The organism is Microbacterium sp. MEC084, assembly GCF_004514465.2.
GTDB lineage: Bacteria > Actinomycetota > Actinomycetes > Actinomycetales > Microbacteriaceae > Microbacterium.
Genome location: NZ_MYFP02000017.1, coordinates 1 through 23,480, shown reverse-complemented (window position 1 = coordinate 23,480; position 23,480 = coordinate 1). Strand labels below are relative to the sequence as shown.

At 69.1% G+C, this 23,480-nt stretch carries 17 protein-coding genes; 14 read left to right on the top strand and 3 right to left on the bottom strand.

Annotated features, from left to right (window positions below; all coding sequences use genetic code 11):
- The first annotated feature begins 167 nt into the window (after positions 1 to 167).
- Positions 168 to 1,535, top strand: coding sequence for an MFS transporter (locus B5M43_RS12240; RefSeq protein ID WP_134746135.1), 1,368 nt, complete (start codon positions 168 to 170; stop codon positions 1,533 to 1,535).
- 57 nt (positions 1,536 to 1,592) lie between these two features.
- On the opposite strand, the gene B5M43_RS12235 is transcribed toward B5M43_RS12240, so the two are convergent.
- From B5M43_RS12235 to B5M43_RS12225, 3 genes are all read right to left on the bottom strand, one after another.
- A complete protein-coding gene (locus B5M43_RS12235; RefSeq protein ID WP_134746134.1) occupies positions 1,593 to 2,081 on the bottom strand; it encodes a SprT-like domain-containing protein in 489 nt (162 codons plus the stop codon).
- 52 nt (positions 2,082 to 2,133) lie between these two features.
- Positions 2,134 to 2,658 (bottom strand): hypothetical protein, encoded by a 525-nt coding sequence (locus B5M43_RS12230; protein ID WP_134746133.1) that lies wholly within the window; start codon positions 2,656 to 2,658, stop codon positions 2,134 to 2,136.
- A 115-nt stretch (positions 2,659 to 2,773) separates the two neighbouring features.
- Entirely contained in the window at positions 2,774 to 3,634 is an 861-nt protein-coding gene (locus tag B5M43_RS12225) for a spermidine synthase (protein WP_134746132.1), read from the bottom strand.
- Positions 3,635 to 3,769: 135 nt separating this feature from the next.
- On the opposite strand from B5M43_RS12225, the gene B5M43_RS12220 reads away from it, so the two are divergent.
- The 13 genes from B5M43_RS12220 to B5M43_RS12160 form a co-directional block, all read left to right on the top strand.
- Entirely contained in the window at positions 3,770 to 4,915 is a 1,146-nt protein-coding gene (locus B5M43_RS12220; protein WP_134746131.1) for a benzoate/H(+) symporter BenE family transporter, read from the top strand.
- A gap of 430 nt (positions 4,916 to 5,345) precedes the next feature.
- Positions 5,346 to 8,837: a DNA-directed RNA polymerase subunit beta gene (locus tag B5M43_RS12215; RefSeq protein ID WP_230668038.1), complete on the top strand. Its 3,492-nt coding sequence runs from the start codon at positions 5,346 to 5,348 to the stop codon at positions 8,835 to 8,837.
- Positions 8,838 to 8,876: 39 nt separating this feature from the next.
- Positions 8,877 to 12,752: a DNA-directed RNA polymerase subunit beta' gene (locus B5M43_RS12210; RefSeq protein WP_134747120.1), complete on the top strand. Its 3,876-nt coding sequence runs from the start codon at positions 8,877 to 8,879 to the stop codon at positions 12,750 to 12,752.
- Between the two features lie 251 nt (positions 12,753 to 13,003).
- A complete protein-coding gene (locus tag B5M43_RS12205; RefSeq protein WP_230668037.1) occupies positions 13,004 to 14,143 on the top strand; it encodes an ABC transporter in 1,140 nt (379 codons plus the stop codon).
- A gap of 16 nt (positions 14,144 to 14,159) precedes the next feature.
- Entirely contained in the window at positions 14,160 to 14,642 is a 483-nt protein-coding gene (locus tag B5M43_RS12200) for a hypothetical protein (RefSeq protein ID WP_134747123.1), read from the top strand.
- 172 nt (positions 14,643 to 14,814) lie between these two features.
- The gene (locus B5M43_RS12195; RefSeq protein ID WP_134747125.1) at positions 14,815 to 15,480 is read left to right on the top strand and encodes a spermidine/putrescine ABC transporter substrate-binding protein; all 666 of its coding nucleotides are present in this window, start codon (positions 14,815 to 14,817) and stop codon (positions 15,478 to 15,480) included.
- 286 nt (positions 15,481 to 15,766) lie between these two features.
- A complete protein-coding gene (gene rpsL, locus B5M43_RS12190) occupies positions 15,767 to 16,135 on the top strand; it encodes a 30S ribosomal protein S12 (RefSeq protein WP_018171438.1) in 369 nt (122 codons plus the stop codon).
- A gap of 5 nt (positions 16,136 to 16,140) precedes the next feature.
- Positions 16,141 to 16,611: a 30S ribosomal protein S7 gene (rpsG, locus tag B5M43_RS12185; protein ID WP_055992108.1), complete on the top strand. Its 471-nt coding sequence runs from the start codon at positions 16,141 to 16,143 to the stop codon at positions 16,609 to 16,611.
- A 108-nt stretch (positions 16,612 to 16,719) separates the two neighbouring features.
- Complete coding sequence (gene fusA, locus B5M43_RS12180) at positions 16,720 to 18,834, top strand: elongation factor G (RefSeq protein ID WP_134747127.1); 2,115 nt, start codon at positions 16,720 to 16,722, stop codon at positions 18,832 to 18,834.
- Between the two features lie 159 nt (positions 18,835 to 18,993).
- The gene (tuf, locus tag B5M43_RS12175; protein WP_055992114.1) at positions 18,994 to 20,187 is read left to right on the top strand and encodes an elongation factor Tu; all 1,194 of its coding nucleotides are present in this window, start codon (positions 18,994 to 18,996) and stop codon (positions 20,185 to 20,187) included.
- Between the two features lie 193 nt (positions 20,188 to 20,380).
- Complete coding sequence (locus B5M43_RS12170; RefSeq protein ID WP_134746103.1) at positions 20,381 to 21,013, top strand: VanZ family protein; 633 nt, start codon at positions 20,381 to 20,383, stop codon at positions 21,011 to 21,013.
- Positions 21,014 to 21,126: 113 nt separating this feature from the next.
- Positions 21,127 to 23,250 carry a glycosyl hydrolase gene (locus tag B5M43_RS12165; RefSeq protein WP_134746104.1) on the top strand — a complete coding sequence of 708 codons (2,124 nt, stop codon included), beginning with the start codon at positions 21,127 to 21,129 and terminating at the stop codon, positions 23,248 to 23,250.
- A gap of 35 nt (positions 23,251 to 23,285) precedes the next feature.
- Positions 23,286 to 23,480 (top strand): transposase (locus tag B5M43_RS12160; protein WP_230668036.1); only part of this gene is annotated, 195 nt, incomplete at its 3' end.

Genomic DNA, 23,480 nt, shown 5'->3' with positions numbered 1-23,480 from the left:
GTCTCCCTCGGACGGCGGCAGCGGTGCCTCCATCCTGACCCGGCCCAGTGACCGGAGAGGGCTCTCCGTGACGCTGCGTTACGTCGCACGACGCCGTGTTGCGCGCGCCCTTGCCGACGGATCCGGGCGGCCAGCACGCTCGGGAGGACCCCCGGAAAGGAGACGCCATGACCAGCGCAGTCCGAACCGACGCCCCGAGCGCGCCGGCCGCCACTACGCCGAGCCCCGCGGCGACCCGCCGCGTCCTCGCCGCGAGCTTCGTCGGCACGACCATCGAGTGGTACGACTTCTACATCTACGCGCAGGCCTCCGCGCTGGTGTTCGGCGCGACGTTCTTCCCGTCCACCGACCCCACGGTCGGCCTGATCGCCGCATTCGCCACGTACGGCGTCGGATTCGCCGCCCGGCCGCTGGGCGGCATCATCGCGGGCCACCTCGGCGACCGGATCGGCCGCAAGCGTCTGCTCGTGTACTCGCTGATCCTCATGGGCGTGGCGACGTTCCTGATCGGCCTCCTTCCGGGCTACGAGGTGTGGGGCATCGGAGCGGTCATCGGCCTGGTCGTGCTGCGTCTGGCGCAGGGCCTGTCCGTGGGCGCCGAGTGGGGCGGATCCGCGCTCCTGTCGACCGAGCACGCGTCCCACCGGCGCCGCGGGTTCTTCGGCTCCTTCACGCAGGTCGGCTCGGCCGCGGGCCTGCTGCTCGCCACGGGCGCACTCGCGGTGGCTCAGGCGGCGTTCGGTCCCGAGGCGTTCGCGGCGTGGGGCTGGCGCGTGCCGTTCCTCGCGAGCGCCGTGCTCGTCGTGATCGGCCTGGTGATCCGGCTCGGCGTCGAGGACGCCCCCGAGTTCCAGCGCCTGCGTGAGGCCGGCGAGGTCCGCCGGCTGCCGGTCGTGGCCGTGCTGCGCGAGGCGCCGCGCGGAGTGCTCGTGACGATCGGCCTGCGCCTCGTGCAGCCCGCGTGGTTCTCGATCCTGACCGTGTACTCGCTGAACTACCTGAAGGAGCAGCGCGGCGACGCGCAGATCGGCGTGACCATCCTGATCGCGGTCGCGGCCCTGAGCGTCTTCACCACCCCGCTGTGGGGCTGGCTGAGCGACCGGTACGGGCGCCGCACGATCGCGATCGCGGCGGCGGCCGGCATCGGCATCCTGGTGTGGCCCTTCTTCGGGATCCTCGAGTCCGGCTCCCCGATCTGGGTGTGGGCGGTGTTCGTGCTCGGGATGAACGTGCTCCATGACGCGATCTACGGACCGCAGGCGGCATGGTTCGCGGAGCAGTTCCCGACCGACCTGCGCTACTCGGGCGTCTCGCTCGGGTACCAGGTGGGCAGCATCTTCTCGAACGGCCTGACGCCGCTGCTCGCGGTGCTGTTCGTGCAGTGGGCCGGGGGTGACACCTGGCTGCTGTCGGCGTTCATCGCGTTCTATGCGGTGCTGAGCATCCTGGCGGCCGCGAAGGCGGTGGACCGCTCGGCGCGCACCGCGCGCGGCGCGCGCCCGTCGGCCGTGGCCGAGGAGCTCGCTCCCGCGTGAGCCCCGGTCGTCGAGCGGAGCTCGCTGGTGCTTGCTCCGCCCGGCGGCCCGGAGGCGTCACCGCGGAGTCGCCGCAGCCAGCCGGGTCGCCGCGGTGATCTCGCGGCGCGCCCAGGCGAACGCGTGACGCGCGTCGAACCGCGGCGAGCACTTGGCGCACGACATGGCGCGCGTCGGGCGGCGATGCCGGTACGCAGTGTGGCCGGCTGGGCAGACCCCCACCCAGGGGGCGAGCTCGTTCGCGGTCTCGCCGTGATGCGTCGTGCCGCCCACGTAGCCCAGCTCGCGCGCGACGCGCTTCCACTCGGGGCCGTGGCCCGCGGCGGGACCGGCGAGGGCGTGCGCGACCTCGTGCAGCAGGGTCTGGTGGTTGGTCTCGTCGTCGTAGCGCGCGGCCAGGTAGCGCGACACCGAGATGCGCTTGCGCGTGTAGTCGCACAGTCCGGCGCGGCGCTTGGCGTTGTCGAAGCCGAACGTCCACGCCGGATCGAGGTGATGGACGATCAGGGCGTTGGCCCAGACCCGCACGCGCTCCAGATCCGACACATCCGAAACGCTATCCGGGGCGTCGGACATCCGGCGCACCGGCCGCCGCGCGTCAGGCGATGGCGCTCTGGTGGCGGCGCCGGTCGGCCGCCTCGATGCACTGCACGACGGGCTCGAGCTCCTCATCGCTGGCGCCGGACTCCTGGCGCAGGAACAGCGTCTGCTTGAAGTCGGCGCGTGCGCCGTGGATGTCGCCCGCGTCGTAGCGGTTCTTGCCGCGGTGCGAGAGCGCGAACGCGGCGATGCTGTTCCAGCTCTGGCCGAGGGCCTCGTCGATGCAGGTCGACAGCTCCGCCTCGGCCGCGGCGTGCTTGCCGAGCCAGTGGTTGACGCTCGCGTGCAGGATGCGGGCGCGCAGCAGGTCCTTCCGCGTGCCCGACATGCGCGCCAGGCGCACCGCCTGCTCCGACAGCGGCAGCGACTCGTCGAGGCGGCCGAGCACCTTCAGCAGCCACACCTGCTCGAGCATCGCCGGAAGGCTGCGCAGGTGGCCGATCTCGTCCAGGCGGCGGGCGCACTCAACGGGGTCGACGATCTCACGCAGCGACTCGTTGTCGTACCCGTGGATGTAGCTCACTCGCCTGGCTCCCTTCCCGCGCTCGCGATGTCTCGCGTCCCTCGCGACCCGCCTGTCCAGTGTCCCCGAGACATCCGCGAGCCGCAGCAGGGCACGCCCAGGACATCCGGATCGGTCAGCGCTCGAACAGCACCTGGCTCGGCTTCGGCGAGTCGGTCGCGTCGCCGTCGACCGCGGGACGCGCGCCCTGGATGAACGCCGCCACCTCGGCTCCCTGCGCCACCTTCGCCGGATGCGGGCCCGCCGCCATGAGCCGCGGCAGCCACTCGGTCGGCAGGGGAGCGGCCGACGCCGCGATCACGAGGTTGCCGAACCGCCGGCCCTTGAGCACCTGCACCTCGGCGAGCACGACGACCTCGGGCAGCACCTCGCGGATGGTCGCCACCTGGCGGCGCGCGAACGCCAGCCCCGACCCGTCCGCGACGTTCACCAGCAGGACGCCGCCCGGCGCGAGCAGGCGCGCGGCCGCGCGGTAGAACTCCACGGTGGTCAGGTGCGCGGGGGTCTGCGCGCCCGAGTACACGTCCGAGACCAGGAGGTCGACGGATCCGGCCATCGCCGCAGGCAGGCGCGACAGCCCGTCGCGCGCGTCGCCGATCCGGATCCGGATGCTCGCGCCTCGGGGCAGGGGCAGGTTCTCGCGCACCAGGTCGACGAGCGCCTGCTCGATCTCGATCACCTGCTGCCGCGAGCCCGGCCGCGTCGCCTCGATGTACCGCGGGATCGTCAGCCCGCCCGCGCCGAGGTGCACCGCGGTGAGCGGCCCCTCGGGCAGCTGGTCGATCACGGCGCCCATCCGCGCGACGTACTCGAAGTGCAGGTGGCGCGGGTCCGACGGATCCACGTGGGACTGCGGCGTCCCGTCGACGTCGACCTCATACCCCGCGACGTACGGGCTCGGGATGATCCGCGCGATCCGCCCGTCGGACAGCCGCGCCGACGGCGTCTCCGCCTCGCCCCGCCGCTGCCGCCCCATGCGTCTCAGGGTACGGCTCCCCCTCACCCTCGGTCGTTGAGCGAGCGAGCCCTCACTCTCGGTCGTTGAGCGGAGCGAAGCGGAGTCGAAACGTCATGAAACATCCCGACCGATCGAACCCCATAGCCTGGCCGGATGGAACGGGGACGGATCGCGCTCGCCGGCGTGACGACCGCGCTCGTCGGCTTCGCGAGCTCTTCCGCCGTGGTGCTGACCGGGCTCGAGGCGGTCGGCGCGACGCGCGCGCAGGCCGCCTCCGGGCTCGTCGCGCTGTGCCTCACCCAGGCGCTCGGCATGCTGTGGCTCGCGCAGCGCACCCGGATGCCCGTCGTCCTCGCCTGGTCGACGCCCGGCGCGGCGCTCCTCGCCACGGCCGCGGTGCCCGAGGGCGGATGGCCCGCCGCGGTGGGCGCCTTCCTCGTCGCGGGCGTGCTCATCGTGCTCACGGCCCTGTGGCCGGGGCTGTCGCGGCTCGTCGCCGCCATCCCCGCGCCGATCGCCCAGGCCATGCTCGCGGGAGTTCTCGTCGGCCTGTGCCTCGCGCCGGTGCGCGGCGTCGTCGAGGATCCCTTCGCCGTCGCGCCGGTCATCCTGGTCTGGCTCGTCCTGATGCGGCTCGCCCCCACCTGGGCGGCGCCCGCGGCCTTCGCGGTCGGCCTGGTGATCCTGGCCATCGAGGCGGTCGTGCGCGGGGGTGCGGATGGGCCCGTCCTCCCGGTTCTCGAGCCGATGGCACCCGCCTTCACCTGGTCAGCGGTGCTGGGTCTGGCGCTGCCCCTGTACATCGTGACCATGGCGTCGCAGAACGTCCCCGGCGCGGCGGTGCTCGGCTCGTACGGATACCGCGCCCCGTGGCGCGAGAGCATGGCGGTCACGGGCGTCGGCACCGTCCTCGGCGCGCCCTTCGGCGGCCACGCGATCAACCTCGCCGCGATCACCGCGGCGCTCGCCGCCTCCCCCGACGCCCATCCGGACAAGGCGGAGCGCTGGCGGGCCGTGCGCGTCGCCGCGGTCCTCTATCTCGTCCTCGCGGCCCTGGCGACCGCGATCACCACGCTGGTGGGCGTCGCGCCGGTCGTCCTGGCCGCGGTCGCCGGCGTCGCGCTCATCCCGACCCTCGCCTCGTCCCTGCGCGCCGCCATGGCCGAGGACGGAGGCCGCATCGCGCCCGCGATCGCGTTCGTCGTCGCCGCGAGCGGCATCTCGATCCTCGGCATCGGCGCCGCCTTCTGGGCGCTCGCCGCGGGCCTCCTCGCCCACGCCGTCCTCCGCCGTCGGTGACGCGAGGTCGATCGACGCGCGGCCGCCGCGATCGCGAGACCGCATCCCTCCGCCGAGACAGCAGCGGACCACTGCGGGCTCGCGCCGGGGATGCAGTCTCGCGCGGGCGTTGCAGTCTCGCCCCCGCCGTCCGGCGCCGCCGCTGGACGACCGTCGCTCAACGAGCGGCCCGCGACCCGGAATCGCGCGGGTTTATACCGGAGGGGGGAACCTTCGTCAAGGATCCGCTGGACAACGCGTGTCGGGCGTCCTATAGTGGGTATTTGCGCTCCTTGGATTCCCCCATGCCTTCATATGGTGGTCGGCTGGTGCTCATGATCCCCGCAGATAGCGGCGTGTGGTCTGGGTGTACGGGATGTACGGAGTCGCACCTCACCTGTCGACAAGGAACTCAGCGGCCCCGCCACGGTCGCTCATGGAGGTAATCCCCTTGGCTGCTGCGCGCAACGCAACCACCACCACTCCCAAGAACGGCCGCGGGGCATCCCGCCTCTCGTTCGCCAAGATCTCCGACACGCTCACGGTCCCCGACCTGCTGGCGCTGCAGACCGAGTCGTTCGACTGGCTGGTCGGCAACGAGGCCTGGAAGGCCCGCGTCGCCGAGGCCAAGGCCGCCGGCCGCAACGACGTCCCCGAGCGGAGCGGACTCGAGGAGATCTTCGAGGAGATCTCGCCGATCGAGGACCTGAGCGAGACCATGCAGCTCTCGTTCACGAACCCGTACCTCGAGCCCGAGAAGTACTCGATCGAGGAGTGCAAGGACCGCGGCAAGACCTACGCGGCCCCGCTCTACGTCGAGGCCGAGTTCATGAACCACCAGACCGGTGAGATCAAGACCCAGACGGTCTTCATGGGCGACTTCCCGCTGCAGACCGACAAGGGCACGTTCATCATCAACGGCACCGAGCGTGTCGTGGTGTCGCAGCTCGTGCGCTCGCCCGGCGTCTACTTCGACAAGACCCCCGACAAGACGTCCGACAAGGACATCGTGTCGGCGCGCGTCATCCCGAGCCGCGGCGCGTGGCTCGAGTTCGAGATCGACAAGCGCGACCAGGTCGGCGTCCGCATCGACCGCAAGCGCAAGCAGTCGGTCACGGTCTTCCTCAAGGCCCTCGGCATGACCAGCGAGGAGATCCTCGCCGAGTTCGCCGGCATCGCGTCGATCGAGGAGACCCTCGCGAAGGACACGATCCTCACCAAGGAGGACGCGCTCCGCGACATCTACCGCAAGCTCCGTCCGGGCGAGCAGGTGGCCGCCGAGGCCGCCCGCGCGCTGCTCGACAACTTCTACTTCAACCCGAAGCGCTACGACCTGGCCAAGGTGGGTCGCTACAAGATCAACCAGAAGCTCGGGATCGACCGTCCGCTGAGCGACTCGGTGCTGACCGTCGAGGACATCGTCGCGACGATCAAGTACCTCGTCCGCCTGCACCGCGGCGACGAGACGTTCGAGGGCGTGCGGGGCGGCAAGCCCGCCGAGCTGCGCCTGTCGGTCGACGACATCGACAACTTCGGCAACCGCCGCATCCGCGCGGTCGGCGAGCTCATCCAGAACCAGGTCCGCACCGGTCTGTCGCGCATGGAGCGCGTCGTCCGCGAGCGCATGACCACGCAGGACATCGAGGCGATCACGCCGCAGACCCTGATCAACGTGCGCCCCGTCGTGGCCGCGATCAAGGAGTTCTTCGGCACGTCGCAGCTGTCGCAGTTCATGGACCAGAACAACCCGCTCGCGGGCCTGACCCACAAGCGCCGCCTGTCGGCGCTGGGCCCCGGCGGTCTGTCGCGTGAGCGCGCCGGCGTCGAGGTCCGCGACGTCCACCCGTCGCACTACGGCCGCATGTGCCCGATCGAGACGCCGGAAGGCCCGAACATCGGTCTGATCGGCTCGCTCGCCTCGTTCGCGCGGATCAACTCGTTCGGCTTCATCGAGACGCCCTACCGTCGCGTGGTCGACGGCAAGGTCACGAACGAGATCGACTACCTCACGGCTGCCGAGGAGGAGGCGTACATCGTCGCCCAGGCCAACGCGCCGCTGAAGGCCGACGGCTCGTTCGCCGAGGACCGCGTGCTCGCGCGTCAGGTCGGCGGCGAGGTCGACCTGGTCCCCGCCGAGGAGATCGGCTACATGGACGTCTCGCCGCGCCAGATGGTGTCGGTCGGCACGTCGCTGATCCCGTTCCTCGAGCACGACGACGCGAACCGCGCCCTCATGGGTGCGAACATGCAGCGCCAGGCCGTGCCGCTGCTCCGCTCGGAGGCGCCGCTGGTCGGCACGGGCATGGAGAACTACGCCGCGATCGACGCCGGTGACACGCTCATCGCCGACAAGGCCGGCGTGGTCGTCGAGGTCTCGGCCGACTACGTCCGCCTGCAGCTCGACGAGGGCGGCACGCGCGACTACTTCCTGCGCAAGTTCGACCGCTCGAACCAGGGCAACAACTACAACCAGCGTGTGATCGTCGACGCGGGCGACCGCGTCGAGGTCGGCGAGGTCATCGCGGATGGCCCCGCCACCGAGAACGGCGAGCTCGCGCTGGGCAAGAACCTCCTGGTCGCGTTCATGAACTGGGAGGGCTACAACTACGAGGACGCCATCATCCTCAGCCAGAACCTGGTGAAGGACGACACCCTCACCTCGATCCACATCGAGGAGTACGAGGTCGACGCCCGCGACACCAAGCTCGGCAAGGAGGAGATCACGCGTGACCTCCCCAACGTCAGCCCGGAGCTGCTGAAGGACCTCGACGAGCGCGGCATCATCCGCATCGGCGCCGAGGTGCGTCCCGGCGACATCCTCGTCGGCAAGGTCACGCCCAAGGGCGAGACCGAGCTCTCGGCCGAGGAGCGCCTGCTCCGCGCGATCTTCAACGAGAAGAGCCGCGAGGTCCGCGACACGTCGCTGAAGGTGCCCCACGGTGAGCAGGGGACCGTCATCGCGGTCAAGGAGTTCAACGCCGAGGAGGGCGACGACGAGCTCGGCTCGGGCGTCAACCGCCGCGTCGTGGTCTACATCGCCCAGAAGCGCAAGATCACCGAGGGCGACAAGCTCGCCGGCCGCCACGGCAACAAGGGCGTCATCTCGAAGATCCTGCCGGTCGAGGACATGCCGTTCCTCGCCGACGGCACGCCGGTCGACATCATCCTGAACCCGCTCGGCGTCCCCGGCCGCATGAACTTCGGCCAGGTGCTCGAGCTGCACCTCGGCTGGATCGCGGCGCAGGGCTGGAAGATCGAGGGCATGCCGGAGTGGGCGAAGCACCTGCCCGAGGAGGCCCTCGAGGCCGCCCCGCGCACCAAGGTCGCGACCCCGGTGTTCGACGGCGCGCACGAGGCGGAGCTGGCGGGTCTGCTCGACTCGACCCTGCCGAACCGCGACGGCGACCGCCTCATCGACAGCTCGGGCAAGACCCAGCTGTTCGACGGCCGCTCGGGTGAGCCGTACCCGTTCCCGATCTCGGTCGGCTACATGTACATCCTGAAGCTGCACCACCTCGTGGACGACAAGATCCACGCGCGCTCGACGGGTCCCTACTCGATGATCACGCAGCAGCCGCTGGGTGGTAAGGCGCAGTTCGGCGGCCAGCGCTTCGGTGAGATGGAGGTGTGGGCCCTCGAGGCCTACGGTGCGGCGTACGCGCTGCAGGAGCTCCTGACCGTCAAGTCCGACGACATCCTCGGCCGCGTCAAGGTGTACGAGGCGATCGTCAAGGGCGAGAACATCCCGGAGCCCGGCATCCCCGAGTCGTTCAAGGTGCTCATGAAGGAGATGCAGTCGCTCTGCCTGAACGTCGAGGTGCTCTCGGCCGACGGCACGGCGGTCAACCTCCGCGACACCGACGACGAGGCCTTCCGCGCGGCGGAGGAGCTCGGCATCAACATCTCGAGCCGCTTCGAGTCCGCCTCGATCGACGAGATCTAAGCCCGGCCGATACAGAGATTTCCAAACAGGAGACATCAATTGCTCGACGCAACCACTTTCGATGAGCTTCGCATCGGCCTGGCCACCGCCGACGACATCCGTCGTTGGTCCTTCGGTGAGGTCAAGAAGCCCGAGACCATCAACTACCGCACTCTGAAGCCCGAGAAGGACGGTCTGTTCGGTGAGCAGATCTTCGGCCCCTCGCGCGACTGGGAGTGCGCCTGCGGCAAGTACAAGCGCGTGCGCTTCAAGGGCATCGTCTGCGAGCGCTGCGGTGTCGAGGTCACCAAGAGCTCGGTCCGCCGCGAGCGCATGGGCCACATCGAGCTCGCCGCGCCCGTCACGCACATCTGGTACTTCAAGGGCGTGCCCTCGCGCCTGGGCTACCTGCTCGACATGGCGCCGAAGGACCTCGAGAAGGTCATCTACTTCGCCGCCTACATGGTGATCTCCGTGGACGAGGATGCGCGTCACCGCGACATGCCGACCCACGAGAACAACCTGCGTCTCGAGATCAAGAACATCGGCGACCGCCGCGATGCCCGCATCGCCGCCCGCCTCCAGAAGCTGGAGGAGGAGCTCGCCGCTCTCGAGGCCGAGGACGCCAAGGCCGACCAGAAGAAGAAGGTCAAGGACGCCGCCGAGAAGGAGATGGCGACGATCCGCAAGCGCGCGGACGAGCAGGTCGCCAAGCTCGAGCGCATGTGGGACGAGTTCCGCAACCTCGAGGTCGGCCAGCTCAAGGCGGAGGACGACGTCTTCCAGGAGCTGCAGGACCGCTTCGGCCAGTACTTCGAGGCCCACATGGGCGCCGAGGCGATCCAGCGTCGCCTGGCCGAGTTCGACCTGGCCGCCGAGGCCGAGTCGCTGCGCCTGCAGATCACCGAGGGCAAGGGTCAGCGCAAGATCCGCGCGATCAAGCGCCTGAAGGTCGTCTCGTCGTTCCTCTCGACCGGCATGTCGCCGGCCGCGATGGTCCTCGACGTGGTCCCGGTGATCCCGCCGGAGCTGCGCCCGATGGTCCAGCTGGACGGCGGCCGCTTCGCGACCTCCGACCTGAACGACCTGTACCGCCGCGTGATCAACCGCAACAACCGTCTGCGTCGCCTCATCGACCTCGGTGCCCCCGAGATCATCGTGAACAACGAGAAGCGCATGCTGCAGGAGGCCGTCGACGCGCTGTTCGACAACGGCCGCCGCGGTCGTCCCGTCACCGGCACCGGCAACCGCGCCCTGAAGTCGCTGAGCGACATGCTCAAGGGCAAGCAGGGTCGCTTCCGTCAGAACCTGCTCGGAAAGCGCGTCGACTACTCGGGCCGTTCGGTCATCGTCGTCGGCCCGCAGCTCAAGCTTCACCAGTGCGGTCTGCCCAAGCAGATGGCGCTCGAGCTGTTCAAGCCGTTCGTGATCAAGCGCCTGATCGACCTCGGTCACTCGCAGAACATCAAGGCCGCCAAGCGCTCCGTCGAGCGCACGCGCCCTGAGGTCTGGGACGTGCTCGAGGAGATCATCCGCGAGCGTCCGGTGCTGCTGAACCGCGCCCCCACGCTGCACCGTCTGGGCATCCAGGCGTTCGAGCCGCAGCTCGTCGAGGGCAAGGCCATCCAGCTCCACCCGCTCGTCTGCGCGGCCTTCAACGCCGACTTCGACGGCGACCAGATGGCCGTCCACCTCCCCCTCTCGGTGGAGGCGCAGGCCGAGGCGCGCATCCTGATGCTCGCGTCGAACAACATCCTGAAGCCGTCGGACGGCCGCCCGGTGACCCTGCCCGCGCAGGACATGATCATCGGTCTGCACCACCTGACCACGCTGAAGGACGGCGCCAAGGGCGAGGGCCGCGTGTTCGGCTCGGTGGCCGAGGCGATGCTCGCGAAGGACGAGGGCACCCTCGACCTGCAGGCGAAGATCCGGATCCGCATCCCGGGCCTGACCTTCCTCGAGGGCCAGGCGCCCGAGGACTACGAGACCAAGGGCCTCGTGGACACCTCGCTCGGCCAGGCGATCTTCAACGACCAGCTGCCGAAGGGCTACCCCTTCGTGCGTGAGCAGGCCGACAAGGGCAAGCTGTCGCAGATCGTCAACAAGCTGGCGGAGGAGTACCCGAAGACCGAGGTCGCGGCCACGCTGGACCGCGTCAAGGACGCCGGTTACTACTGGGCCACGCGCTCGGGTGTCACGGTGTCGCTGAGCGACGTCATCACGCCCGCGAACAAGGCCGAGATCATCGCCAAGTACGAGCAGCAGGCGGCCAAGGTCACCTCGCAGTACGAGAAGGGCCTCACGACCGACGCCGAGCGTCGTCAGGAGCTCATCAAGATCTGGACCGAGGCGACCGACGAGGTCCAGAAGGAGATGCGCGCCGCGTTCCCCGAGGACAACACCATCAACCGCATGGTGTCGTCGGGCGCCCGTGGTAACTGGCTGCAGATCCGCAACATCGCGGGTATGCGAGGCCTGGTGAACAACCCGAAGGGTGAGATCATCCCCCGCCCGATCATCTCCTCGTACCGCGAGGGTCTGTCGGTGGCGGAGTACTTCATCGCGACGCACGGTGCCCGCAAGGGTCTGGCCGACACGGCCCTCCGTACGGCCGACTCGGGTTACCTCACGCGTCGTCTCGTGGACGTCTCGCAGGATGTCATCATCCGCGAGGACGACTGCGGCACCTCGAAGGGCCTGGAGTACCCGATCGCCGCGTTCGACTCGACCGGCACGCTGGTCAAGGACGCGAACGTCGAGAACGCCGTGTTCGCCCGCACCCTCGCGGTCGACGTGGTGGCCGAGGACGGCACCGTTCTCGCCGCCGCCGGCTCGGACGTGGGCGACGTGCTCATCGACCGCCTGGTCGAGGCGGGCGTCGAGTCCATCAAGGTGCGCTCGGTGCTCACCTGCGACTCGGCCGTCGGCGTCTGCGCGCAGTGCTACGGCCGCTCGCTCGCGACCGGCAAGCTCGTCGACATCGGCGAGGCCGTCGGCATCATCGCGGCCCAGTCGATCGGTGAGCCCGGCACGCAGCTGACGATGCGCACCTTCCACACCGGTGGTTCGGCGTCGGCGGACGACATCACGCAGGGTCTGCCCCGCGTGCAGGAGCTGTTCGAGGCCCGCACCCCCAAGGGCGCGTCGCCGATCGCCGAGGCCGCCGGCCGCGTCACGATCGACGAGACCGAGAAGGCCAAGAAGGTCATCATCACGCCCGACAACGGCGACGAGCCCGTCGTCTACCCGGTGCTGAAGCGTGCGACGCTCCTCGTCGAGGACGGCCAGCACGTCGAGGTCGGTCAGCCCCTCCAGGTCGGCACGCTCGACCCGAAGGAGATCATGCGCGTGCAGGGTGCCCGCGAGGTGCAGAAGTACCTCGTCGGCGGCGTGCAGGGCGTGTACCGCTCGCAGGGTGTGCCGATCCACGACAAGCACATCGAGGTCATCGTCCGCCAGATGCTCCGGAAGGTCACCGTGGTCGACCACGGCGAGACCGACCTGCTCCCCGGCGAGATGGTCGACCTGCGTCGCTACCAGGACATCAACCGTGCGGCCGTGGCCGAGGGCAAGCGCCCCGCGTCGGGTCGTCCGGAGCTGATGGGTATCACGAAGGCGTCGCTCGCGACGGAGTCGTGGCTGTCGGCCGCCTCGTTCCAGGAGACGACGCGCGTCCTCACCGAGGCCGCCATGCAGGGCAAGCGCGACCCGCTCGTCGGCCTCAAGGAGAACGTGATCATCGGAAAGCTGATCCCCGCCGGCACGGGCCTTGCGAAGTACCGCAACGTCACGGTCGAGGCGACGGAGGAGGCGAAGAGCGAGCGGTACCCCAACCGCATCTTCGCGTCGGACGGCGCCTTCGCGGACGGCGACTACACCTACGTCGACTTCGACGCGTTCTCGACGGACGACTTCACGCCCGGCACCTACAACTGAGCGTGAACGGATGAGAAGGGCCCCGGCTTCGGCCGGGGCCCTTACTCGTGGGCGGGTTACTGGGTTTCGACTCGCTTCGCTCGCTCAACCACCACGCGTGCTGGTTGAGCGAGGGAGCGAAGCGACCGAGTCGAAACCCGCCGCGCATCCTCCGGTGCCAACCCCGGCGAGGCTCCCCGGCCGCGTCCGGTCGGACCGGTACCCTCGGGCAAGGCAGGGGACCGTCCCCGACATCGTGAGGAGTGCTTCGAATGAGTGACGCCCAGGGTCGTGACCGCGAGCCCATCACCGGCGAGCCCATCGAGGGATCGGCCGAGCCGGCGCCCACGGCGGATGACGCCGCCCGATCCGAGCACGCCGACACCGACGCCTCCGGCGCCGACGGCGCGGCGACCGAACCCGCCACGGGCGACCCGGGCGCCGAGGGCGAGCCCTCCGCCCGCACGTCCGACACCGGCGACATCCCCGCGTCGCGCCGCGAGTTCAGCAACACCGGGGCGATCGACACGGTGGCGTCGCCCCAGGACGATGCGGCCGTGACGCGGCCCGCGGCTGACGAGACGCCCGCCGCCGAGGAGCCCGACTACGCGGCGCTCGCGGCCGACCTCGACGCCCTCGAGAACCGGGGCGCGACGACCACGCTGCCCACGCGCTCCGCCGACGCGGGCGAGCCCGCGAAGAAGCCCGACCCCTGGTTCGAGCCCGCCGACACCACGCAGACCTTCACGGCCAGCGACGCGTACGACGCGCCGCCCGCCGAGCCCGCGATCACCGCGAGCGAGCCGGTCGCTCCCGAGCACGCCGCCCCCGCGGCGCCGCCGGCGCAGCTGCCGATCTTCGTGCAGGCCCCCGAGCCGCCGCGCGCCAAGGGCAACCGCGGTGCGTCCGGCGCGATCGGCATCCTCGCCGCGCTGGTGTTCGCGGTGCTGTACTTCGGCGCGACGCTGGGCTACCGCGCGCTGCTCGGCCAGGTGTCGACGGACAACGTCGCCGACGCGTCGCTCGAGCTGCTCACCTCGTTCGAGCTCTGGGTGCCGGTCGTCGTCTTCTTCCTGGGCTTCTGGCTGCTGGGCGCCCTCGTCAACCGCGCGCGCTGGGCCGCGTGGGTGCTCCTCGGGGTCTTCGTCGGCGCGATCGCGTACCTCGGCCACATCGCCGGACAGCTGGTGCAGGCGCCGTTCTGGAACATCACGCCCAGCGAGGGCTTCCAGCTCGTCGAGGAGCAGCTGCTGTCGCCGCTGGCGATCGCCGCGTTCGTGTTCGGCCGCGAGATCACCATCTGGTTCGGCGCCTGGGCCGCCCTCCGCGGCGCCCGTGTGACCGAGCGCAACGCCGAGGCGCAGGCCGAGTACGAGCGCACGCTCGAGGCCGGTCCCAAGCTGAGCAGGTGAGGTCGCCGCGAACAGCATGACGTCGCCGGGAGCGCCCGGGAGGTTCCCTCCCGCGGCGCTCCTCGCGTTCGCGGTCGCGGGTTACGTGGCGCTGGTCGTGTTCGCCTCGGGCCTGCTCAGCCTCGCGACCGACCGGGACGTGATCGCGACGCCCGGGCTGAGCCCCGTCCCCGGCCCGCTCGCCGCCGGCGTCGCCGCGCTGGCGTTCGCCGCATCCCTGTGGCCCGCGCTGCGGCAGGAGCACCCGAAGTACACCGCCGTGATCGGCGTCGCGCTGTTCACGGCGCTCGCGCACCTGGCCGCCCTCTGGATCCTGGCGCTCGTGTTCGGCGCGGACGTGGCGACCGCGACGGGCGCGGTCGGGGGAGCGGCCACGAGTTGGACCTCGGCGGTCTTCGCCGGGGCCGCGGTGGTCGCCGGATGGGCCGCCCTCGCCGTCCGCCGCACCCACGCCCACCGCCCCCAGTGGCCCTGGGAGCAGGACGAGGACGGGGAGTAGGGGCGGCGGGGCGGTGCGTTTCGTCTCCGCTTCGCTCCGCTCAACGACCGCCACTCAACGACCGCAGTAACAGAGATGCCGGTCGTTGAGCGGAGTGAGCGCCAGCGAACGGAGACGAAACGGTCCAGGCGTCCTGCGGCGCTGAGCGCCCTCCCGCGCCTACGCTTATGGCGTGGAGCGCTCACTCGAGACGCAGGTGAGCCAGGCGGTCGACGCCTGGCTGCGCTGGGTGCCGCGCTGGGAGCCGGCCACGCACCGCGGCCGGGTCGCGCCGTGCCGGCGCTGCCTCGGGTCGCCCATCCTGTCGTCCGCGGGCCTGGGGTCGGATGTGCCGCACGGCGTGCAGCACGGGCTCTCGACCAGGATCAAGACCATCGTCGACCAGGCGGTCGCCGAGTACACGTCGCGCAACCTTCCGATGCTCCAGGCCGAGCTGGATCAGCAGGCCGCCCGCAACCGCGCGCGCAGCTACCGGCCGACTGAGGGTCTCGACCCCGAGTTCGAGGGGCTGCCGCTCGACCCGGATCCCGTGCCGGGCGCCCCGTTCCTGTTCACCCTGTCGGGCCTCGCGAGCGAGGAGGAGGCGCAGGTGCCGAGCCTGCCGCCGCTCTCCGAGGAGGCCAAGGCGGCGCTGCGCCGCGAGGTCGCGCTGGCCGACGAGTACGCCAACCTGATCGGCCGCGAGGTGTGCGGCATCCTGCTGCATCACCGACTGCGCATCCACGCCGCGGTCGTCGAGTTCGTCGAGCCGCAGATCGAGGCCATGCTCGCCGAGCTGTCCCAGACGCTCGACGCCCCGTTCGACCCGCACGATCCGGGGGACGGCCTGGCGCTCTGAGCGCTTGCACCGACGGTGTCCCGGAGGGTGGAGCGACACGCCGTGAGCCGTGCGATGCGCTATCATGATTCGGTGTGCGTGTAGGCGCGCCCGCTTGCGTGCGCGTGAACCACACATAGGGAACGACCTGCGAACAGGTCACCCCCACGGCATACCCACCACCTCAAACGCTCGACACATCCTGTCGCGCGGGTGGGTCTACGTGAAACCGCGTCGCAACACCGAGCAACACGTCGCGATGCGGGGAACAACCCGCTGTCACCGTGCAGCCCAACTAGGAGAGAACGTGCCAACCATTCAGCAGTTGGTTCGCAAGGGCCGTTCGCCGAAGGTCTCGAAGACCAAGGCGCCCGCCCTGAAGGCGAACCCGCAGCAGGCGGGTGTCTGCACCCGCGTCTACACGACCACGCCCAAGAAGCCGAACTCGGCCATGCGCAAGGTCGCCCGTGTGAAGCTCCGCAACGGCACCGAGGTCACCGCCTACATCCCGGGCGAGGGCCACAACCTGCAGGAGCACTCGCTCGTGCTGGTCCGCGGTGGTCGTGTGAAGGACCTCCCCGGTGTCCGCTACAAGATCGTCCGCGGTGCGCTCGACACCCAGGCTGTCAAGAACCGTAAGCAGGCTCGCAGCCGCTACGGCGCGAAGAAGGGCTGAGTCAGATGCCTCGTAAGGGACCCGCCCCGAAGCGCCCCGTCGTCAACGACCCGGTCTACGGCGCTCCGATCGTCACGCAGCTCGTGAACAAGATCCTCGTCGACGGCAAGAAGTCGATCGCCGAGAACATCGTCTACACCGCCCTCCAGGGCGTCGAGGCGAAGAACGGCCAGGACGCCGTCGCGACGCTCAAGAAGGCGCTCGACAACGTCCGCCCGACCCTCGAGGTCCGCAGCCGCCGCGTCGGCGGCTCGACCTACCAGGTGCCGGTCGAGGTCAAGCCGCACCGCGCGAACACGCTCGCGCTGCGCTGGCTCGTCAGCTACGCCAAGGGCCGTCGTGAGAAGACGATGACCGAGCGTCTGATGAACGAGATCCTCGACGCCTCGAACGGCCTCGGCGCCGCCGTGAAGCGTCGCGAGGACACGCACAAGATGGCCGAGTCGAACAAGGCCTTCGCGCACTACCGCTGGTAAACAGCACCCCGCATCCACGGATGCGGATCCGCCGGCCCCGGATGACGGGACCCGCCGTCCGGGGCCGGCACCCACGCTCTACTCCACACCACACGTAAGGAACCGCAAGTGGCACAAGAGGTGCTCACCGACCTCAAGAAGGTCCGCAACATCGGCATCATGGCGCACATCGATGCCGGTAAGACCACGACGACCGAGCGCATCCTGTTCTACACGGGCGTCAACCACAAGATCGGTGAGACGCACGACGGTGGCGCCACGACCGACTGGATGGAGCAGGAGCAGGAGCGTGGCATCACGATCACGTCCGCTGCTGTGACGTGCTTCTGGAACAACAACCAGATCAACATCATCGACACCCCCGGCCACGTGGACTTCACGGTCGAGGTGGAGCGCTCGCTCCGCGTGCTCGACGGCGCGGTCGCCGTGTTCGACGGCAAGGAGGGCGTGGAGCCCCAGTCGGAGACGGTGTGGCGTCAGGCTGACAAGTACAACGTGCCCCGCATCTGCTTCGTCAACAAGATGGACAAGCTGGGCGCCGACTTCTACTTCACGGTCGACACGATCGTCAACCGCCTGAAGGCCAAGCCGCTCGTGCTGCAGCTGCCGATCGGCGCCGAGAACGACTTCGTCGGCGTCGTCGACCTGGTCGAGATGCGCGCGCTCGTGTGGCCCGGCGACGCCAAGGGCGACGTGACCATGGGCGCCAAGTACGAGATCACCGAGATCCCGGCCGACCTGGCCGACAAGGCGGCCGAGTACCGCGAGAAGCTGCTCGAGACGGTCGCCGAGACCGACGAGGCCCTGCTCGAGAAGTACTTCGGCGGCGAGGAGCTCTCGGTCGAGGAGATCAAGGGCGCGATCCGCAAGCTCACCATCGCCAGCGAGGTCTACCCGGTCCTCTGCGGCTCGGCGTTCAAGAACCGCGGCGTGCAGCCCATGCTCGACGCGGTCGTCGACTACCTCCCGTCGCCCCTCGACGTGCCGGCCATCGAGGCCCACGACCCGAAGGACGAGGAGAAGATCATCGAGCGTCACGCCGACGCCTCGGAGCCCTTCGCCGCGCTGGCCTTCAAGGTCGTGTCGCACCCCTTCTTCGGTCGTCTGACCTACATCCGCGTGTACTCGGGCTCGCTCGAGTCGGGCGCGCAGGTCGTCAACTCGACCAAGGGCAAGAAGGAGCGCATCGGAAAGATCTTCCAGATGCACGCCAACAAGGAGAACCCGGTCGACTCGGTCACCGCGGGTCACATCTACGCGGTCATCGGCCTCAAGGACACGACCACGGGCGACACGCTCTCGGACGCCGCCAACCAGGTCGTCCTCGAGTCGATGACGTTCCCGGAGCCGGTCATCGAGGTCGCGATCGAGCCCAAGACGAAGGCCGACCAGGAGAAGCTGGGCCTCGCGATCCAGAAGCTCGCGGAAGAGGACCCGACGTTCCGCGTCGAGAACAACGCCGAGACCGGTCAGACCGTCGTCAAGGGCATGGGCGAGCTGCACCTCGACATCCTCGTGGACCGCATGAAGCGCGAGTTCAAGGTCGAGGCCAACGTCGGCAAGCCGCAGGTGGCGTACCGCGAGACGATCCGCAAGGTCGTCGAGCGTCACGACTACACGCACAAGAAGCAGACCGGTGGTTCGGGTCAGTTCGCGAAGATCCAGTTCAAGCTGGAGCCGCTCGAGGTGACCGCCGACAAGACCTACGAGTTCGTCAACGAGGTCACCGGTGGCCGCATCCCGCGCGAGTACATCGAGCCCACCAACCAGGGCTTCCAGGACGCGATGAACACGGGTGTCCTCGCGGGCTACCCGATGGTCGGCGTCAAGGCGACCCTGGTCGACGGCGCCTCGCACGACGTCGACTCCTCGGAGATGGCGTTCAAGATCGCCGGCTCGATGGGCTTCAAGGAGGCCGTCCGCAAGGCGAACCCCGTGCTGCTCGAGCCGCTCATGGCGGTCGAGGTCCGTACTCCCGAGGAGTACATGGGCGACGTCATCGGCGACCTGAACTCGCGTCGCGGTCAGATGCAGTCGATGGAGGACGCGCAGGGCGTGAAGGTCATCAAGGCCCTCGTCCCGCTGTCCAGCATGTTCGGCTACATCGGCGACCTGCGTTCGAAGACGTCGGGCCGCGCTGTCTACTCGATGGAGTTCGACAGCTACGCCGAGGTCCCGAAGGCCGTCGCCGACGAGATCATCCAGAAGGGCAAGGGCGAGTAATCGCCTCAGCCTGATGGGCTCGGCGGGGGCCGCCCGAGGGKGGCCCCCGCCCCGAAAACTTCATATCGAGTCTCTACTAGACTGAAGAACATCCCCGGACAGAACCGGTCGCAATCCAGCGCCCGGCCATGATCCATGAACCGTCCTGAGGAGGACCCAGTGGCTAAGGCCAAGTTCGAGCGCACCAAGCCGCACGTGAACATCGGAACGATCGGTCACGTCGACCACGGCAAGACGACGCTCACCGCGGCGATCTCGAAGGTGCTCGCCGACAAGTACCCGTCGGACGTCAACGTCGTGCGCGACTTCTCGTCGATCGACTCGGCTCCCGAGGAGCGCCAGCGCGGCATCACGATCAACATCTCGCACGTCGAGTACGAGACGCCGAAGCGCCACTACGCTCACGTCGACGCCCCGGGTCACGCCGACTACATCAAGAACATGATCACCGGTGCCGCCCAGATGGACGGCGCGATCCTGGTGGTCGCCGCGACCGACGGCCCGATGGCCCAGACGCGTGAGCACGTCCTGCTCGCCAAGCAGGTCGGCGTTCCCTACCTGCTCGTCGCGCTGAACAAGGCCGACATGGTCGACGACGAGGAGATCCTGGAGCTCGTCGAGCTCGAGGTCCGCGAGCTGCTCTCGTCGCAGGGCTTCCCCGGCGACGACGCTCCGGTCGTCCGCGTCTCGGGCCTCAAGGCTCTCGAGGGCGACGAGAAGTGGGTGCAGTCGATCGTCGAGCTCATGGAGGCCGTCGACGAGTCGATCCCGGACCCGGTGCGCGACCGCGACAAGCCGTTCCTGATGCCGATCGAGGACGTCTTCACTATCACCGGCCGTGGCACGGTCGTCACGGGCCGCGCCGAGCGTGGCACGCTGGCCATCAACTCCGAGGTCGAGATCGTCGGCATCCGCCCGACGCAGAAGACCACGGTCACGGGTATCGAGATGTTCCACAAGCAGCTCGACGAGGCCTGGGCCGGCGAGAACTGCGGTCTCCTGCTCCGTGGTCTGAAGCGCGAGGAGGTCGAGCGCGGCCAGGTCGTCGTGAAGCCGGGTTCGGTCACGCCGCACACGAACTTCGAGGGCACCGCGTACATCCTGTCGAAGGACGAGGGTGGCCGCCACAACCCCTTCTACACGAACTACCGCCCGCAGTTCTACTTCCGCACCACGGACGTGACCGGCGTCATCTCGCTGCCCGAGGGCACCGAGATGGTCATGCCCGGTGACACCACGGACATGACGGTGGAGCTCATCCAGCCCATCGCCATGGAGGAGGGCCTCGGCTTCGCGATCCGTGAGGGTGGCCGCACCGTCGGCGCCGGCACGGTGACGAAGATCATCAAGTAAGTACCTCCAGTACTCGCTTCGGGAGCGGGGTCGGATCTTCGGATCCGGCCCCGCTTTCGTGTTCTCTGGGGGTCGTGGAGCGGAGCGACGCAGGGCCCCCGGTCGTTGAGTGGAGCGAAGCGGAGTCGAGACGTCTCCGAACTCGCCCTGCGCGCTCCGCTCCTCCACAGCCCGACCCGCTACCGTGCCCCACATGACCGACGTCCTCGGCCCGAAGCCCCCGCGCAGTCACGCCCGCATGTGGGTCACCACCCTGCTGCTGCTCGTCTATGCGGGCTTCGTCTCGCTCGTGACCCTGTGGCCGGATCCGTCCGACCTGGAGTTCGGCAGCATCGCAGAGCGCGTGCTGCGCGTGCTCCACCGCTTCGGCGTGCCCGAGTGGTTCGGATTCAACGAGCTCGAGTTCGCGGCGAACGTGGCGATGTTCGTCCCGCTGGGCTTCCTGCTGGGGCTGGCCCTGCCGCGACGCGCGTGGTGGCTGGCGCTGTTCCTGCTGCCCGGATACTCCGGCTTCATCGAGTTCACGCAGGCGACGGTGCTCGAGTCCCGCGTCTCCACGCTGCTCGACGTCTTCGCCAACACGAGCGGCGGCTACATCGGCCTGCTGCTCGCGATGATCCTGCGCGCCATGATCCACGCGCGCGACCGCCGGTTGATCGCCCGCGCCATCTGGGAGCGCGACGCGGAGCTGATCGCCGCGCGGCGTCGGCCGGTGCCGCCGGCCCTCGCCGAACCGTGGGACGACCCCGCCGAGCGCATCTTCGGCGCGCCCAGGGCACGTACGGCGGACGACGTCCCCACGATGCAGCTGCCCATCGAGCGCTGACCGTCACCGGGCCGCGCGACGCGGGCCGGTTCGGAGTCCGAACCCTCACGCGGTAACGTCGAGGAGACCCGAGGCCCATCCGACCCGCCGCTGCGCGCAGACCCCGGAGTGAGATGTCGATCAAGACCTGGTTCGCCGAGCACCTCAATCCGAAGCAGTGGACCGTGAAGACGCGCGTCGTCGTCGCGAGCGTCACGGCCCTCGCCCTCGCCGGAGGCGGCGTGGGCGCGGCGTTCGCGCTTCGCTCCCCGGCGGCGCCCGTGGCGTCTCCGTCGGCGACGCCCACCGCCACGGCCTCGCCCACGCCGACTCCCACTCCGACGCCGACTCCGACACCAGTGTCATTGCCTCGAACCGCCGTTGCGGACGGAACGGTGCCCGGTTGGACGCTCGCGGACTCGACGGAGTTGGCACTTGTCGCACCGCAGGTGGGGGACGCGGCACACGGACACATCGCACTCGAGATCGATGCACCGGAGGTGCCCAATGCGCGCATCGCGGCCCGGACCACGGTGGCGGTGCGACCAGGCGCCGAGTACGCCTTCAGCGCTTCGGTGCGTGTTCTCGAAGGTCTCCCGGTCGATTCGTCCGCCACACTGAATGTCGGGACTGCTCGCGTGCCTCTCCCAAAGCTCGACGCCGGCTGGCAGTCGATTGAGGTGACCTATCAAAGCGGCGTTGAAGAGAGCCAGACCGATATCGCGCTCGTCGTGGAGGGCGCGGTCCGGGGCCTCTCCATCGACGCGGTTTCGCTGGTAGATGCCGCGGGTACCGAGCTCGTGCCAAACGGGTCCTTTGAGGAAGTGGAGGTCGATTGGGGGATCCGGAATCGTGCGCTGGTGCTTCAGGAGCGCACCGCCACGCTGGCGGTTCGAATGGCGCCAGGCGACGCGACATGGCGCGCATCGGATGCGGACGGCAATGAGGTCGCCAGCGGCAGAAGGGCCTTGACCGGAGGGTTGTCAGCGCTTCCGCTGACAGGGCTCGAGCAGGGTTACTACGACGTCACGGTGACCGATTCATCCGGTGACGCGGTTACCGCCCCGGTTGGCATCGTGGACATGCCGGGCAGACACGTGCCAATCGATCCTCGTATCGGAGTCCAGATCCACGCACAGAAGGACTTCAACGCGGGCGGACCCTATGCGGCGGCATCGGTGGGCCTCGGCATGATGCGAACAGATGACGCCTGGCACGTTACCGAACGCAGCCCTGGCAGCTACACCTTCAATCCTGCGTTCGACACGGCTTTCGCCGAGGCGGCGGCGCTGGGCGTTGACCGATTGCTGATCGTGGGTCGTACCAATCCGCTCTATGACGGCAATCAGACGCCGTTTACGGAGCACGCGATCGCGGCGTACGGCCGTTATGCGGCTGCACTCGCGGGACATTTCGATCTCTCCGCTATCGAGGTGTACAACGAGTTCAACATCCCTGCGTTCAACAAGGGGCCGTGCGGTCGAACTGCGGCGTGCTACGCACCGTTGCTCAGGTCGGCGCACGAAGCTATCAAAGCCGCGCGGCCGGACCTTCCTGTGGTTGGTGGCGTCACGGGAAATTTCGATGCAGGGTGGTTCAACGAACTCTGGCAGGCAGGTGGACTTGGTCACCTCGACGTTGTGAGTTTCCACCCGTATCAGGTGTACGGCAGCCCTGAAGGCCTCACCGGTCTCCTTGGTGAGGCGCGTACGGGCATGGAACGGGCGGGAGGAGTCAAGCCGATCTGGCTCACCGAGCTGGGGTGGACGACGAAGACCGGGGACGTCACATACGAACAGCAGGCAGAGATGGTCATTCGTTCGCAGGTGACAGCGCTTGCTGGCGGGGTCGAGCGTTTCCTCTGGTATGACCTCATCAACGACGGGCCGCACAGGGAGATGCACGAGGAGAACTTCGGGCAGTTCACCCAGAAGATTGCCGGGGTGGCGGCCTTCCCGCCCAAGCCCGCCGCGTTCACCCAGGCACTCTTCATCAGCACCCTTGCGGGCAAGGAGTTCCAGTCATTCGACGATCTCGGAGTCGAGGGCGTGAGGTCGGCGGTGTTCAGTGATGACGAGACGGTCCGGTATGCGTGGTCGAGGCTTGGCCCCGCGGAGGTGCAGTACCGGGCCGACGGGCCCGTCAGCGTCACGAACGCGCACGGAAAGGTGGAGCTGCTCGAGCCGCAGGGCGGCAAGATCACAGTGAGCTTGACAGCCACGCCCGTGATTCTGCGCGGCCCCCTAGGGCGTGTCTGACAAATAGTTCGGCGGCGCGCTGAGAGTCTGAGGTCGTGACGCGGTTTCAGGTGCTCTCGGATGCTCAGTGGTCGTTGCTCGAGGAGATGCTGCCGCGCCCGACCGGGCGCAGGGGACGGCCCTTCGCGGACGCGCGGTTGATGGTCGAGGGCATCGTCTACCGGTATCGGTGCGGGATCGCGTGGCGGGATCTGCCGGAGGTGTTCGGGCCGTGGCAGACGGTATGGACC

Bases quoted from the DNA above. Each gene is read 5' to 3' on its own strand.
- B5M43_RS12240 (WP_134746135.1), top strand. From the start codon at position 168: ATGACCAGCGCAGTCCGAACCGACGCCCCGAGCGCGCCGGCCGCCACT.
- B5M43_RS12225 (WP_134746132.1), bottom strand. From the start codon at position 3,634: ATGGGGCGGCAGCGGCGGGGCGAGGCGGAGACGCCGTCGGCGCGGCTG.
- B5M43_RS12220 (WP_134746131.1), top strand. From the start codon at position 3,770: ATGGAACGGGGACGGATCGCGCTCGCCGGCGTGACGACCGCGCTCGTC.
- B5M43_RS12205 (WP_230668037.1), top strand. From the start codon at position 13,004: ATGAGTGACGCCCAGGGTCGTGACCGCGAGCCCATCACCGGCGAGCCC.
- B5M43_RS12200 (WP_134747123.1), top strand. From the start codon at position 14,160: ATGACGTCGCCGGGAGCGCCCGGGAGGTTCCCTCCCGCGGCGCTCCTC.
- rpsG (WP_055992108.1), top strand. From the start codon at position 16,141: ATGCCTCGTAAGGGACCCGCCCCGAAGCGCCCCGTCGTCAACGACCCG.
- B5M43_RS12170 (WP_134746103.1), top strand. From the start codon at position 20,381: ATGACCGACGTCCTCGGCCCGAAGCCCCCGCGCAGTCACGCCCGCATG.
- B5M43_RS12165 (WP_134746104.1), top strand. From the start codon at position 21,127: ATGTCGATCAAGACCTGGTTCGCCGAGCACCTCAATCCGAAGCAGTGG.